This is a genomic window from Methanobrevibacter sp., assembly GCF_045646205.1.
In the GTDB taxonomy this organism is placed as follows: domain Archaea; phylum Methanobacteriota; class Methanobacteria; order Methanobacteriales; family Methanobacteriaceae; genus Methanocatella.
This window is the reverse complement of sequence record NZ_JAZRKF010000010.1, coordinates 13242-27629: the sequence shown is the minus strand read 5'-3', so window position 1 is coordinate 27629 and position 14388 is coordinate 13242. Positions and strand designations below refer to the sequence as shown.

General features: G+C 35.3%; 15 protein-coding genes. 12 read left to right on the top strand and 3 right to left on the bottom strand.

Annotated elements, in window-relative coordinates; genetic code table 11:
- The first annotated feature begins 234 nt into the window (after nt 1-234).
- From ACKI44_RS02325 to ACKI44_RS02290, 8 genes are all read left to right on the top strand, one after another.
- The gene (locus ACKI44_RS02325; RefSeq protein WP_292799780.1) at nt 235-501 is read left to right on the top strand and encodes a PRC-barrel domain-containing protein; all 267 of its coding nucleotides are present in this window, start codon (nt 235-237) and stop codon (nt 499-501) included.
- Between the two features lie 118 nt (nt 502-619).
- Nucleotides 620-1375, top strand: coding sequence for an ABC transporter ATP-binding protein (locus tag ACKI44_RS02320; protein ID WP_407421170.1), 756 nt, complete (start codon nt 620-622; stop codon nt 1373-1375).
- On the top strand, nt 1344-2594 hold the full coding sequence (locus ACKI44_RS02315; protein WP_407421168.1) for a SufB/SufD family protein: 1251 nt from the start codon (nt 1344-1346) through the stop codon (nt 2592-2594). Before ACKI44_RS02320 ends, ACKI44_RS02315 begins: the two co-directional genes overlap by 32 nt.
- A gap of 297 nt (nt 2595-2891) precedes the next feature.
- Nucleotides 2892-3317 carry a hydrogenase iron-sulfur subunit gene (locus ACKI44_RS02310; protein ID WP_407421166.1) on the top strand — a complete coding sequence of 142 codons (426 nt, stop codon included), beginning with the start codon at nt 2892-2894 and terminating at the stop codon, nt 3315-3317.
- A gap of 16 nt (nt 3318-3333) precedes the next feature.
- The gene (locus ACKI44_RS02305; RefSeq protein WP_407421164.1) at nt 3334-4260 is read left to right on the top strand and encodes a F420-nonreducing hydrogenase; all 927 of its coding nucleotides are present in this window, start codon (nt 3334-3336) and stop codon (nt 4258-4260) included.
- Nucleotide 4261: 1 nt separating this feature from the next.
- Nucleotides 4262-5689, top strand: coding sequence for a Ni/Fe hydrogenase subunit alpha (locus ACKI44_RS02300; protein WP_407421162.1), 1428 nt, complete (start codon nt 4262-4264; stop codon nt 5687-5689).
- 21 nt (nt 5690-5710) lie between these two features.
- Nucleotides 5711-6949, top strand: a complete 1239-nt coding sequence (locus ACKI44_RS02295; protein ID WP_407421160.1) for a 4Fe-4S binding protein — start codon at nt 5711-5713, stop codon at nt 6947-6949.
- Nucleotides 6950-7096: 147 nt separating this feature from the next.
- Nucleotides 7097-7474 carry a hypothetical protein gene (locus ACKI44_RS02290; RefSeq protein ID WP_407421158.1) on the top strand — a complete coding sequence of 126 codons (378 nt, stop codon included), beginning with the start codon at nt 7097-7099 and terminating at the stop codon, nt 7472-7474.
- Between the two features lie 350 nt (nt 7475-7824).
- Here ACKI44_RS02290 and ACKI44_RS02285 read toward each other — a convergent pair whose 3' ends face one another.
- Nucleotides 7825-9066, bottom strand: coding sequence for a dihydroorotase (locus ACKI44_RS02285; protein WP_407421156.1), 1242 nt, complete (start codon nt 9064-9066; stop codon nt 7825-7827).
- A 189-nt stretch (nt 9067-9255) separates the two neighbouring features.
- Between ACKI44_RS02285 and ACKI44_RS02280 the strand changes: the two genes are divergently transcribed.
- From ACKI44_RS02280 to ACKI44_RS02270, 3 genes are all read left to right on the top strand, one after another.
- Nucleotides 9256-10470, top strand: a complete 1215-nt coding sequence (locus ACKI44_RS02280) for a hypothetical protein (protein ID WP_407421154.1) — start codon at nt 9256-9258, stop codon at nt 10468-10470.
- Nucleotides 10471-10532: 62 nt separating this feature from the next.
- Nucleotides 10533-10754: a DUF2683 family protein gene (locus tag ACKI44_RS02275; protein ID WP_407421152.1), complete on the top strand. Its 222-nt coding sequence runs from the start codon at nt 10533-10535 to the stop codon at nt 10752-10754.
- A gap of 39 nt (nt 10755-10793) precedes the next feature.
- Nucleotides 10794-11069: a type II toxin-antitoxin system RelE family toxin gene (locus tag ACKI44_RS02270; protein ID WP_407421150.1), complete on the top strand. Its 276-nt coding sequence runs from the start codon at nt 10794-10796 to the stop codon at nt 11067-11069.
- A gap of 200 nt (nt 11070-11269) precedes the next feature.
- On the opposite strand, the gene ACKI44_RS02265 is transcribed toward ACKI44_RS02270, so the two are convergent.
- Nucleotides 11270-12148: a hypothetical protein gene (locus tag ACKI44_RS02265; protein ID WP_407421148.1), complete on the bottom strand. Its 879-nt coding sequence runs from the start codon at nt 12146-12148 to the stop codon at nt 11270-11272.
- Between the two features lie 131 nt (nt 12149-12279).
- On the opposite strand from ACKI44_RS02265, the gene ACKI44_RS02260 reads away from it, so the two are divergent.
- On the top strand, nt 12280-13344 hold the full coding sequence (locus ACKI44_RS02260; protein WP_407421146.1) for a nucleotidyltransferase family protein: 1065 nt from the start codon (nt 12280-12282) through the stop codon (nt 13342-13344).
- On the opposite strand, the gene ACKI44_RS02255 is transcribed toward ACKI44_RS02260, so the two are convergent.
- Nucleotides 13338-14384 carry an ATPase gene (locus ACKI44_RS02255; protein WP_407421144.1) on the bottom strand — a complete coding sequence of 349 codons (1047 nt, stop codon included), beginning with the start codon at nt 14382-14384 and terminating at the stop codon, nt 13338-13340. The genes ACKI44_RS02260 and ACKI44_RS02255 overlap by 7 nt on opposite strands.
- Between the last annotated feature and the right edge of the window lie 4 nt (nt 14385-14388).

The following is a 14388-nucleotide window of genomic DNA, read 5'->3' as shown; positions in this document are numbered from 1 at the left end:
TAAAGAGGACTATTTTATGAATCGATGAATTATTATAACAGAACTTTCGGATAAAGTTCTGCTTGAGCCGTATGTTCGAAAACGGACACGTACGGTTCTAAAGAGGGTGCGGATGAGCAATCATCCAATCCTATCTAACTTGCTAAAAAAATAACTACCTAAAAAGATAAATACTTTTATAATAATATACTATAAATATATAATTAAATTTATAATATTACTTAAGGTGATTTCATGGAAAATAAACAAATTCCAAAAAGAGAAGAAAAATTATGGAGTGAAATTAGAAACTACCAGGTTGCTACCAACAATGCACGTATCCTTGGTGTTTTAGATGAACTTATTATTAACGAAAAAACCGGTAAAATCGTTGATATCGCTATCCGTGTAGAAGCAGACAGAAACATTCACGTTAAAGGTGCTAAAAGAAACGGTGACTTGTTGTTAATTCCTTTTGCCAAAGTCGAAAAAGTCGGCGAGTTCATCATTGTAACTGAATAAATCCTTTCAGTTATTCCTTATTTTTTTAAAACAGGTTATTAACATTGTTATATTAAGTATTTATACTTTGTTGTCTAAATTTACTATAAGAAATTATTCATGAATTAGGTGATTTATTATGTTACTTGAAATTGAGAATTTGGCTGTTGAAGTCGGGGGAAAAAGGGTTTTAAAAGACATAAACCTTTCCATTGCAGAAGGGGAAACCCACGTACTTTTAGGGCCAAACGGTGCTGGAAAAAGTACCTTATTTTTAACTATATTAGGATTTCCACAATATAATGTTGTAAACGGTACTATCAAATTCAAAGGTCAGGATATTACTGGCTTATCCACTGCAGAACGTGTTCAGTTAGGTATTGGAGTAAGCTTTCAGTCACCTCCTTCAATCAGGGGAGTGTCAGTTCGTGACCTGCTTAAAATCGAATCCCATCAGGACATGGATGAGGACTTAAACCCTAGGATGAAGGAACTTGCAACACAGCTCAAGTTCAGCGATGAGTTTTTAGATAGGGACGTCAACTTCGGATTTTCCGGAGGAGAGGTCAAAAGGTCTGAAATCCTGCAGCTCCTGGCTCAGATGCCTGACTTTACCATGTTTGACGAACCGGATTCCGGTGTGGATATTGAAAATGTAGAGCTTCTTGCATCCGAAATCGGAACTCTCCTTGATAAGGACAAACCGCAGGGAAGCAGAGTAAGAAGCGGTCTTTTAATCACTCACTTAGGTTATATTTTAAACTTTGTAAGTGCTGATAAGGCACACGTGCTTATGGACGGAAGGATTTCCTGTTCCGGAAACCCTACTGAGATTCTTGAAGATATTAGGAAAAATGGATTTAATGGATGTGTTGAGTGTGCGCAATGTTTATGAGGATGCTGAAAGAGCAAAAGATAAAAAAGCTGCAATTGGTGCAGACGTTACAATAGAAAACTTTACAGATGAGGCCGTTAACGCTTTGGATTTATTGGATGATTTGGATGATGTCGACAAAAAGACCAAAAATACATTGTTGAAAGTCGGAGTCGACACCGAGGAAAACAACCGTTCCGGATCATTTTTACAGGTTGACCAGTCAAATGTCTTTACCAACAATTCAATATCCAATTCCGTTGAAGTCATGGGAATGTCCGTTGCACTGGACAAGTACAAATGGCTTGAGGACTACTTATGGAAAGTGGTAAAGCCTGACGCTGACAAATACACTGCAAAAACCGCCTTAAGAGAAAAGGAAACTGGAGTTACAAGCGGATACTTTGTACGTTCACTTCCGGGAACCAAGGAGGTAATGCCGGTTCAGGCATGTATGTTTATAGGCGACGAGGCTGTAATGCAGACCGCCCACAATGTAATTATCGCTGAGGAAAACTCAGAGCTTCACCTCATTACCGGCTGCGCTACAGGTGATGATGTGGCCTCAGCAATGCACGTCGGCGTTTCTGAAATGTATTTAAAACCTGGTTCCAAAATCACATTTACAATGGTTCACAACTGGGCAGAGCAGGTTGAAGTAAGGCCAAGAACTGGGGTTAAATTAATGGATGATACAACTTACATCAACAATTACATTCTGACAAGTCCGGTTTCAACCATCCAGTCATACCCTACCGCATACTGTGACGGTAAAAATTCAAGAGCCATTTTCCAGTCCATTCAGGGAGGTAAGAAGGACTCCATCATTGATGTCGGTTCCCGTGTGCTTTTGAATGCTCCTAACGCAAGGGGAGAAGTAATTTCAAGGGCAGTGTCTCAGGATGAATCTAAAATCTATTCCAGAGGTCATTTGTCCGGTACCGTTCCGGGGGTTAAGGGACACCTTGAATGTCACGGTTTAGTGCTATCCGATGACAGTATGATTTATGCCGTTCCGGAACTTGAGGCAAGTTCTGCAAATCTTGAAATGTCTCACGAGGCAGCGGTTGGAAAAATCAGTGAAGAGGAAATCAACTATCTGACTTCCAGAGGAATTACAGAAGAAGATGCGGAGTCCATGATTGTTAGAGGATTCTTAAACATGGACATTACAGGTCTACCTGATGAATTGGCCGCACAAACCCAAATGATGATTGACATGAGCGTAGATGGAATGTAAATTCCATTTCCTTTCTTTTTTTTAAAAAATAGTTTCATAGTATATAAACTTTTTGTCTTTTTTTTCTAAGTAACCTTTATATTAATTATTAAAGTAATATAATAATCAGTACATTAATGTTATGCTGAGCTAGCTCATTAAAGTACAAAAATTGTGAAATTAAGGCATACCTAAACATTTTGCCTTAAAAAAACGATTTTAAAATTTTTTAAAAAATTCTAAAATTGTGTTTGAAAGGAGAAATCCTTTCGAAACGAAAAATAAAATAAAAAAATTTGATAGAGGAGGAAAAACTCTATGGCTGATGATGTAAAAATTGTAATGTTTTGTTGCAACTGGTGTTCCTATGGAGGAGCAGACACAGCTGGTACTGCACGTATGCAATACCCACCGAATATCAGAGTTATTCGTGTAATGTGTTCTGGAAGAATTGACCCACAATTTGTTTTAAAAGCATTTAAAGAAGGTGCTGACGGTGTATTCGTAGCAGGATGTCACATGGGTGACTGCCACTACGACGCTGGTAACTATAAATTAGATCGTAGAATGAGATTAATTTACAAATTGGTTGAAGATATGGGAATTGGAAGAGAAAGAGTACACCACGACTGGATTTCCGCATCCGAAGGTGAAAAGTTCTCAACTGCTGTTAACATGATGGTTAACAGAATTAAAGACTTAGGTCCAGCTCCATTAAAAGACCAATTAAACGCTGAAGGATAAATTGGAGGAGTTATTTATGGCAGATAAAGTTAAAATAGGAACTATGTGGTTCGGAGGTTGTTCCGGTTGCCACTTATCAATTGCGGATTTCCACGAATCTTTAATTGATGTAATGGAACTTGCAGAATTTGAATTCTCTCCTGTACTCATGGATACTAAATATGATGAAGTACCTGATTTAGACATCCTCATTGCTGAAGGTGGAATCAGAAACGACGAAAACAGAGAATTGGCTGAAATGTTAAACGAAAAAGCTAGTATGGTAATTGCTTACGGAACCTGTGCTTGTTACGGTGGTATTCCAGGTCTCGGAAACTTATGGACCGTTGATGAATTAACAGAAGAAGGATACATCAACTCCGTATCTACCGTCAACCCAGAAGGTATCATCCCTAATGAAGATGTACCTCACTTAGAAAGCAGAGTAAGACCATTAAGTGCAGCTATGGACATTGATTTAATTATCCCAGGTTGTCCACCACGTTCTGACGTAGTAGCTGAAGCTGTTTTAGCATTATTAAATGGTGAAACAATCGAATTACCTGCTACCAACTTATGTGAAGTTTGTCCTAGAGAAAAACCACCTGCTGGTTTAGCTATGGACTTCATTAAAAGACAATTCGAATTAGGTAAACCTGAACCTGATTTATGTTTAATTACCCAAGGTTTAGTATGTATGGGTCCTGCAACCGTATCCTTATGTGGTGCAGAATGTCCTTCCATTGCTATCCAATGTAGAGGATGTTACGGTCCTACTTCCAAAGTATTAGACCAAGGTGCAAAAATGATCAGTGCAATCGCTTCTGACTACGGTGTAACCGAAGATAAAACTGTAGACCCTGAAACTGTTGCTGATCAATTGGACGATATTGTAGGTACTTTCTACTCTTACACATTACCTGCAGCATTAGTACCAATGAAAATGCAAAAAGGAGGAGAATAAAATGGTTAAACTTACTATGGAACCTGTAACTCGTATTGAAGGACACGCAAAAATTACTGTCCATCTTGATGATGCAGGAAATGTTGAAGAAACAAGATTACACGTAATGGAATTCAGAGGTTTCGAAAAATTCTTAACCGGTCGTCCAGTTGAAGAATTACCAAGATTAGTACCTCGTATCTGTGGTATTTGTGATGTACAGCACCACTTAGCAGCTGCTAAAGCAGTTGACCAAATTTTCGGTTTCGACGATTATGAAATCTTACCTGCTGCATACAGAATGAGAGAAATCATGAACTGGGGTTCATACATGCACTCCCACGCTCTTCACTTCTACTTCTTAGCAGCTCCGGATTTAATCATTCCTGACGGAACCAGAAGAACTAGAAACGTTTTCCAAGTTATTAAAGACATGCCTGAAATCGCTCTTCAAGCTATTAACATAAGAAGAAACGGTTTAGAAATGGTCAGAAAAATCGGTGGTCGTCCTATTCACCCAACTTCATCCACCCCTGGTGGTATCTCAACCGAATTGGATGACGAAACCCAAAAAGACTTACTCGCAAGAGCTAAAGAAAACGTGGAATTAGCACAAGCTACTTTAGAATTAGCTTTACCAGTCTTTGAAGAAAAAATCGATTTAGTAGCTTCCTTAGGTAACTTCGGTGACACCAGACACTGTGGTATCGTAAAACCTGACGGAACCTGGGATGTATATAACGGTAACGTAAGATTCAAAGACAAAGATGGAAGCGACCTTTTCGAATACAGAAACGAAGAGTACACTGACATTGTCGCTGAACACGTAAAACCTTACTCCTGGTTAAAATTCCCTTACATTAAAGAAATGGGATACCCAGAAGGTATTTACAGAGTTGCTCCATTATCCAGGATCAACGTTTGTGACAAAATGCCAGATGAAGCTCCATTAGCACAAGCTGCTCTTAAAGACTTCCGTGACGCATTCGGATATGCTCAAGCACCATTATTATTCAACTATGCTAGACTCATCGAATTATTAGCATCAGCTGAATGTGCTGCTAACGCATTAGAAGAAGATTTATCCGGTCAAAAATTCCCAGATGAATTAGAAAGAACTGAAGGTAAAGGTGTAGGTATTGTAGAAGCTCCTCGTGGTACTTTAATCCACCATTACGAATCCGACGATAACGGATTATGTAATTACGCTAACATTGTTGTAGCTACTATCCAAAACAACCCAGCTATGGAAATGGGTATTCACCAAGTTGCTAAAGACTACATCAAACCTGGTATGGAAGTAGATGACAGTATCTTCAACTTAATGGAAATGGTTATCAGAGCTTACGACCCATGTTTATCATGTGCTACCCACACAATGGATAGTCAAATGAGATTAGCTGAAGTAAATATTGTAGACAGTGAAGGAAACCTCATTAAAAGATTCTAAGACTTAAGGGGGTTTTTATAAATGATTATAATTAACGATGATGGCTGTATCAAATGTGGTGCATGTGAAGGTACATGTCCTACATCAGCTATTGAATTAACACCTACTACAATTATTCACTGTGACACTTGTGGAGGAGAACCTAAATGTGCAGATGTCTGTCCAAATGGCGCACTTAAAGTAGAAGACTACGAAATTGCTGACGGCGTAGAACAAGCAAGATTAGTATTCAACTCCGTAATGTGTGACTCATGCGGCAAATGTGCAGAAGTATGTCCACAAGAAACTATTGTTGTTACAGAAGAAAAATTGAAAGAAGTAAAAGGTTTCTGTGTAATGTGTCAAAAATGTGTTGACATTTGCCCAGTAGATGTAATTGGAATTCCTGGTGTTGTAGAACCTAAAGAATACGATTTAGACTTATCCGGCAAAGGCCCTATTTACATCGCAGATTGTGTTGGATGCGGTTCCTGTGTAGACCCATGTCCTGTAGGCGCAATCACTCTCGATGCATACGGATCACCTATTACCGTAGATGACACTAAATGTATCAAATGTGGATTATGTTCACAGACCTGTCCTTGGAATGCAATTTTCATCTCCGAGAAAAAACCTGTCAAACGTGGAAAAGAAATTAAATCATTTAATTTCACCGCTTCAAAATGTATCGGTTGTAACACCTGTATCGAAGCTTGTCCTGGTGACTTCATTAAACCAAACAGCAAAGATTTAACCGTTCAAATTCCGGAAGTATGTGCTGCATGTAGCTTATGTGTAAACCTCTGTCCTGTTGACGCATTAGAAATCGATGTGGAATGGGGTGAAGGTGCACCAGTAGATGCTGAAGGTCTTGGCCGTGACGTCGAAAAATGTGACTTCATCGGTGCATGTGCTAACAAATGTCCTACAGAAGCTATTCGCGTTGTAACAAAAACAGGTATGTGTTGCCCAGCTTTAGAAGAAACTGACGGCGAACCATCTTTTGCAAGTTGTATTAGATGTGGAGCTTGTGCTTCAGTTTGTTCAAACGGCGCATTAAACATTGGATCTATTGAAGTAACTATCGATGGCGAAGCTGTCGTCAGAGACAGAATTGAATTCAACCCATCCAAATGTGATGCATGCGGCGACTGTATCAGTGCTTGTCCTTACGACATGCTCCACAAAACAGACAATCCTAAATTACCGATTGCAGGATTCTGTACCTTATGTGGTCAATGTATTGAAGCATGTCCTGAAGACGCATTATGTTACAAATAGGTGTGAAAACACCTATTACTTTTTCTTTTTTTTTAGTTAAAACTATTTTAATGCTTTAAACACTATTTGTGAGTGATTTTTCTTAAAACATATTTTTTAAACTATTTAACTTTGTTTAAATATATGTTATTATAGGAGTTTAAACTGATGTCAGATATAGTAGTTTATGAAGATTCATTAAAAGAGTTCTTGGAAATAACTCTAAAATCTGTAAAAGTGTTAACTTTTTATGAGGATAAAAAATGTCTTATTAATTCAACTAAATTGTTGGGTAAATATTGTAAAGAAACAATTTATTCTTTTAATGAGTCATCTTATTTATTATTGGAGTTAAAAATATGTTTGGAAAAAAATATTGATGTATCTCCAATTGTTGATTTATTACTAAAGGATTCTCCTATAATATCTTCAGTTAAAACTGATTTTAATAAATTTTATAATCCCAAAAAATGGTGGAAATTATATGGTGGGAGAGTTGAAGACATAGCAATAATGCAAAAAGATACTGATTTTAACGTATGGTAATTTTCGAATGATTTCTCTAAAAACATACATTTTAAACTTAATTTTAAATAATATGTTTATTATATATTATTTGTGAAGTTACTTGTAACTTCAATCCATTTTGATATAAATGCTGGTGCCGTCTACGATATTGTGCTTTTGCACAATATGGCATTGGCCGTTTAACCAATCACAATTTTTTTTAAGTGTTTTTTAGATTGTATGTTTATTAAATCAATCATTTTAAATATTATGTTTTCTCATATAATTAGTTAAGAAGTTACTTGTTAACTTCTATCCATCTAGAGATGAATGCTGATGCCGTCTGTGAATATTGTGCTTTTGCACAATATGGCATTGGCCGTTAACAATCACAAATCATCAAAAACAACACTGCCGTTAACTATCGTCATTACCGGAGCTCCTTCATATTCCCATCCGTCAAATGGTGAGTACTCCGCTTTTGTTTTAAATGTTGAAATATCGAATTTGCCTTTTCTATTCATATCAATGACTGTAAAGTCGGCGTCTTTCCCGACAGCTATTTCTCCTTTGGACTCAAGATTAAATACTTTTGCAGCGTTTTGTGATAATATTTTAGGAATTAAATCTAAACTTAAATTGCCTCTGTTGACTTCAGTTAAAAGCAGACTCACTACCGTTTCAAGTGCCGGAATTCCCGGTGAGGATGTAAAGACTCCCTTGTGTTTTTCTTCAAGTGTGTGGGGCGCATGATCGGTTCCGATAATTGAATTTTCATCGATGTCTGAAATTTTTACACGTACTTCCTCCGGTCTTAAAGGTGGGTTGGTTTTTACCATGGTGCCGTAGGTGTTGTATGCTGAATTGTCAAGGAGCAGATGGTGAGGTGTAAACTCATAGCTTATATTGTTTTCACGTGCAATATTTAGGGCATTTTTACTTGACAAGTGGCAAATGTGTAGGCGTAAATTGTTTTTCCTTGCAAGCTCAATAGTTTGTTTTACTGATTCATCTTCTGATGTATATGGTCTGGCATAAGAATAGTCAATTGGGTCATCTGAGCCTTCAAGCTCTTTGGTTTTTTCACTTACAATGCTTCTTTTCTCACAGTGAGTTGCAACAAGACCGTTATATGAAGTGGTCTCCTTTAATTTTCCCAGATTTTTAAAAATCTCTTCAAGGCTTTCGTCAGTTTCCAAATCCATAAATACCTTAAATGAGATGGGATTCAACTCCATCATTTTGGTCATTTCCTCGAGGCAATTGTGTCCTGCCTGAAGGTAGAAGTTGACAACGCTCTTTTTTGATGCTATATCCATCTTTTCCTTTAATGCATCGTATGTGTTTGTCTTTGGAAGTGTGTTCGGCATGTCGATTATCGTTGTAAATCCACCGTGAGCTGCAGCTTCACTTCCGGATCTGAAATCCTCCTTTCTTGTAAGGCCCGGGTCTCTGAAATGGACATGGGGGTCTATAAAGCCGGGCATGAGATAATTTGACTTGATGTCAATGATATTATCTCCATTCAGGCTTTTTTTGGTAATTTCTCTTATCTTTTTATCCTTTACGCCAATATTATACTCGCCGCTTTTGCCTACTAACTTGGAGTTTTTAATAACTAAATCAAACATAGTAATTAAAATATTTGGTGCTTATGGTAAATATTACTTTTTATATTCGGGGTCATGTTGAAAATCCTTTGTGAAATTTTTAAAACCATTCGTTTTTGTGTTTTTGCACACGTAGCACTATGATAATGTTTATTATTGTTAAATAACATATTAATATTGATTATATATTTGAAAAGGGTGTTATTAATTATGACTTCGGAAGTATTGATTATGACTCCAAGTGCAGTTGCAGTAGCTGCTGATAGTGTCGTTACAATTAATGGTAATAAAACATATGAAGGTGTTAATAAATTATTCATGTTATCTAAAAGTCCTCCTATGGGGATTATGATTTATAATAATGCTAATTTTATGGCTATTCCATTTGAAACATTAATTAAGGATTTTAGAAAAGGAATTATGGATGATCAAACTGTTAACACTGTTGATGATTTTCGAAATAAGTTTGAAGAGTATTTGGAAAAAGAACCTAAGAAGAATAATTTTCCAATATTGTCTCTTCAAGATAAAATTAAAATATTTACGGAACATATGGCTAAGGAAGTTAGTAATCTAGATGAAAATACAATTGAGAATTGGTTAATTGATAACGGGAATTTAGATGTCTTTGATTTGTATAAAGACAAAATTTTCAAAGATGAAATTTCATTGGAAAATTTTAATAATTCTCTAAATGATATTCTTCCAGAATTAAATTCAGATAAAAAATATAGGTTACATGAAGTGTTGAAAAATATTTTTGTACAAGTTATGGTTTTGGAGAATTATACTGGTGTGGCAATAGTTGGCTTTGAAACGGATAAATTATTCCCTTCATGTACTTTATTTAAAATAAGATATATTTACGATGATAAATTCATTTTTGATGATATTGAAAATGATGAAGTTGGCGGTAAAAAAGGTGTTATTTTTGCCCCTCTTGCTCAAACAGATGTTATTGAATTGTTTTTAACAAGTTTGGATATGAAAACTGAAGAACAATTGAAAATGTATTTTAATAATGTGCTTGATGGTTATAATGATAGATTAAAAGATTTGGTGAAATCTGAAGAAAGTATTTCTAAAGAGGATGCTGAAAAAATTGTATTTATTCTTGATAAAGTTCAAAATAAACATTCAAATTTTGATGAACGTTTTGATAAATTCATTTCAGGTCTTAAACAAAAAAATAGGAATCCTATTTTAAATTCTATCATGTTTTTGCCGAAAGATGAATTAAGTAATCTTGCTGAATCATTAATTAATATCACCTCTTTAAAAAGAAAGGTTCAAGATGGTTTGGAAACTGTTGGTGGGGATGTGGATGTTGCTATAATAACAAAAGGCGACGGATTTATTTGGACCAAAAGAAAACATTATTTTAAACCAGAACTTAATCCACATTATTTTGACAATGATGTTTAAATCATAAACTTTAAATTATTCAAATGTGATATAAATATATAGTGTTTTTTGAGGTGAAAAATATGAAATCTTTGTTTAATGGTGTAGCTGTTTCTCCTATCGAAAGCATACCTTTTAATCATGGAGAAATTGAAGCTCAAAAAGCTATTAGAGACGTCTTTGATAATTTGGATGAAGATATTGATGTAAAATATAATCCTGAATTTATTGAAGAAATGAATGAAATTAAAAAAGAAGAACCTATTACTGTTGCCAAATATGAGGATTTATTCGACGATGAATAATCCTTTTTTATAATTTTTTCTAAAAGGAGTTGTTTTTATATGTATTCTATGGATGTTCAACCTAAATTTAAAAAGAAAGTTAAAAAGGTTAAAAATAAAAAAGAACGTTCAAATATTTGGAATAAAATGGAAGAAATTGCTAATACTTTAGAAACAAGTCCTAATCATTATAAAAATTTACATAAACCTCTTCAAGAATATAAGAGGGTTCATGTTAATGATAGTTATGTAATACTGTTCATAGTTGATGAAGTAAATAAGAAAGTAATTTTTCATAACTATGGACACCACGATGATATTTATATTCCTAAATAGATTAATTCCTATTTTTTTAATATATTTGCAAGTTCACTATCAAATAATTGATTTCACATATCCAATTTTTATTGTAAGTGTTTTTCTTAAGTTTTTAATATTATAGTTTGTTAACATTATGATCTTTAACTGCAGGGGATATGATATATTCAGATAGTGGCTGACATTAATTAAAAATGGGATGATTTTAAATAGAAAACTCAATACTTTAAATAATTTCCAACTGTAGCATTTAACATATGTTCAAAAGAATCGTAATTGTAATCAGATGAAGAGTCAGTAAATATATTTTCAGTTTTATCCTTAAATTTATCAATAGAGCTATTTAAATATCTAATGGAGTTTTTAAAGTCATTTTTCCAAAAATTGATTTTATCATCATAAAATCGGTCATGTTCATAAATCCTAACCCATCTGGCAAAAGTCCGCCATGATAATTGAACTGGGGGAGTAATATATCTCCAGGCATTAAAAAATTGATTTTCATCATTAAGCAACTCCAAACGAGTAAATAATCGGGAAAATAATACTGAAAAATCAACTAAAAGATTATTATAAGGCAATTGTGATAAACAGTCATAAAAAACATTTAAATAATTGTCAACGGTTAATGAGGAGTATAAGTCATCATCTCTTGTTGTTTCGTATAAAACATATTTAAATGGGTGCATAAAAGAAAATGGTGCATAATCTAAATATATATCTTCATCAAATGTATTGGAAAATAAATTTTTGAAAATTCCCTCGGATATTTCATTAATTATGGGGTATTCGCCTATTAACTGGTTTTCTTTTGAGAATTTTTCATAGGATTTGTCACTAAGAAAAACTGTGTGTGGTGAATATTTATTCTTCAATTCCTTAAACTCTTTTGAAACAACAGTTGAAAATGGGCCATCTTCAAACCAATAAAAAGGTAAATGGTCGTATAACGGATGATTTTGACCTAATTCCATCTTGATTTTAAATATCGCTTTTTGAATTCTAAAATGTGTTATTGGCATGTTTTTTTCTTTGAGTTCACATAATAGAAATTTTAATAATTGGTTAATAATTGCATCTGCGTCATTCTTATTCAAAATATCAAAGCTCCATGGTGATTTAAACATTTCGTTTATAAAAAATATTTTTCAATACTCTAGAAATTATGGTGTTACAGTTAATAATTTAAGTTACTCATTTAAATATTTTAACTATTATATTTTTTATTATGAGTCTTTTAAGTGAAATTTCAAATCGTGACATGGAACTTTTCCGTGAATATTTAGACACTGAGGTAAGGATTTCTTCACCCACTTCAGACATTAAGCTGGTGGCTGATTTTACTGAGTACAATCCTTTACATAACGGTCATTATCATTGCATGAAAGTTGCAAGGTCTAATGTTAATGACGCGCTTTTTGTAGCTGTCGTTCCGGGGCTTTTTGAAAGGAGTGGTAGGGGTATTCCATATATACTTCCACGTGAAAAAAGGGCGGAAATTGCAGTTTCACTTGGGGCTGACGTTGTCGTTGAAGGTCCTCCCATGGGACTTATGGGATCAGGCCAGTATTCTCTTTGTCTTTGTAAAATGTTTAAGGCCTTAAACACTGACTTCATTCCCCGTGGATATAATCCTCTTCCGGGTTTTGATGAGATTTTAAAAAGAATCAGCATGGGCCATCACGTTGCGCCGAAGCCTTATAGGATTGTTGATAAGACCACAGGTGAAGTTTTACTTAAGGACAAGCTTAAGGAGGATAACTATGTGATAACCTCTTTTTCAAATTCATTATCCAAAATAGGCTTTGATTATGCCGGAAAATTTATTTTTGTTGAAAGAATTGCTGGTGTGAGCGGTACAAAGATTCGTGAGGCGGTCATGAGCGGGGAGTTTGATTCTGTTCGTTCGATGATGCCTCAAAAGACGATTGACGTTTTGACTTCTGATAAGGATTCAATAATTTTTGGAAAGCGTCTTGAGGATAACATCATTGAAAATGCTAATGAGTTGGATTTGAGTGAGCTTAATCTTTTAAATGATAAATTGGCTTTGGAAATTGAATTACAAAGGCCTTTTGATAGTTTAAGTGAGGTTTTGGCAGCTATTCCACAGGGCTTTTCAACTCATTTTCGTGAGAGGATTTTATCAGTACTTGAAAATCCGATTTCCAAAAAGGACATGTCACGCTTTATTGAAAAATACCCTTCACAGATTAGGGTGTTAAAATATAAAAATAGTGATGTTTTAGAGGTGTTTAAAGAGAAAGTAAACACTGAGAATGTATCTCAGTGAGTTAAGGCATTAATGAATTGCCCAGGATTTTTTAAACCGAATACCGCATCAACGAATGTTGGGTATGTTGCACTTAACTTGAACAGGTACAGTATGTAGAACAGTACTATGATGATTACAATGATTAAAACGATTGTAAGCACGATATCAAGTGCGCTGAACGGTTCTTTTTCTTCCTCATATTGAATATTATGGATTGGTTCTCTACCATCCCTTATGGATTTGCCCTGTTCTCTTCTTGCAAGCTCTTCACGGATTCTTATGTCCAAATCATCCTCTTCAGGATATGCCTGCGGAGCACTTCTTTGAGCTTCTCTTCTTGGAGCGTATTCCCTTCTGGTTAAAGATCCGTACTGCTCTTCGTCACGTGCTAATTGCTCGTTTAAAGGAACTTCAGGTTCGTCAAAGTACAAGTCATCAAGATATCTTTCATACTTGTCTTCAACAGCACGTCTTGCAGTGGTTTCTTCAGGCTGGTATGAATGGTCCGGATAGATGTAGTCATCTGCAGGAGGAGCCTGTGGCTTTTGATAGTCGTATTCGTTTCTTGCCTGCTGTACAGGTTCATGCAATACATCCTGCATGATAGGGTCCGGTTCTGTGTATTCTTCTCTCACGTTTTCAACAGGTTTCTGCGGTACCTGATTCTTTTCGATAGCGTCATGAAGTGAAACCTGAGGCTGGTAATTATCGTCATAAGTGGATTCAAGGCCGCCTTCATACTGGATGTTGTCCTTGATGTTATAAGGGGAATCTTCAGCTATTCTCTGGTTTGAAAACTGTGCCTCTTCAGGCTGTCTTGTGAGATTTGCCATTTCGATTCTGGCTTCGGGAGCTTCCTCTTTTTCAAGTCTAACAGGTTCGGCTTTTGGAGCTTCTTCCTGAGGTTTTGAATCTAAACTGAGACCTACAATTTTTTCTAAACAATCTTTACAATAAACTTTACCTGCTATTTCCAAACCGCACTCTTTACAGATGGATTTGCCACAAATAGCGCATGTATCTGTACTTTCTCTACTAGGATGATAATAACATTCCATAATA

Bases quoted from the DNA above. Each gene is read 5' to 3' on its own strand.
- ACKI44_RS02275 (WP_407421152.1), top strand. From the start codon at position 10,533: ATGAAATCTTTGTTTAATGGTGTAGCTGTTTCTCCTATCGAAAGCATA.
- ACKI44_RS02310 (WP_407421166.1), top strand. From the start codon at position 2,892: ATGGCTGATGATGTAAAAATTGTAATGTTTTGTTGCAACTGGTGTTCC.
- ACKI44_RS02285 (WP_407421156.1), bottom strand. From the start codon at position 9,066: ATGTTTGATTTAGTTATTAAAAACTCCAAGTTAGTAGGCAAAAGCGGC.
- ACKI44_RS02255 (WP_407421144.1), bottom strand. From the start codon at position 14,384: ATGGAATGTTATTATCATCCTAGTAGAGAAAGTACAGATACATGCGCT.
- ACKI44_RS02260 (WP_407421146.1), top strand. From the start codon at position 12,280: ATGAGTCTTTTAAGTGAAATTTCAAATCGTGACATGGAACTTTTCCGT.
- ACKI44_RS02325 (WP_292799780.1), top strand. From the start codon at position 235: ATGGAAAATAAACAAATTCCAAAAAGAGAAGAAAAATTATGGAGTGAA.
- ACKI44_RS02290 (WP_407421158.1), top strand. From the start codon at position 7,097: ATGTCAGATATAGTAGTTTATGAAGATTCATTAAAAGAGTTCTTGGAA.
- ACKI44_RS02300 (WP_407421162.1), top strand. From the start codon at position 4,262: ATGGTTAAACTTACTATGGAACCTGTAACTCGTATTGAAGGACACGCA.
- ACKI44_RS02305 (WP_407421164.1), top strand. From the start codon at position 3,334: ATGGCAGATAAAGTTAAAATAGGAACTATGTGGTTCGGAGGTTGTTCC.
- ACKI44_RS02320 (WP_407421170.1), top strand. From the start codon at position 620: ATGTTACTTGAAATTGAGAATTTGGCTGTTGAAGTCGGGGGAAAAAGG.
- ACKI44_RS02270 (WP_407421150.1), top strand. From the start codon at position 10,794: ATGTATTCTATGGATGTTCAACCTAAATTTAAAAAGAAAGTTAAAAAG.
- ACKI44_RS02315 (WP_407421168.1), top strand. From the start codon at position 1,344: ATGGATGTGTTGAGTGTGCGCAATGTTTATGAGGATGCTGAAAGAGCA.
- ACKI44_RS02280 (WP_407421154.1), top strand. From the start codon at position 9,256: ATGACTTCGGAAGTATTGATTATGACTCCAAGTGCAGTTGCAGTAGCT.
- ACKI44_RS02295 (WP_407421160.1), top strand. From the start codon at position 5,711: ATGATTATAATTAACGATGATGGCTGTATCAAATGTGGTGCATGTGAA.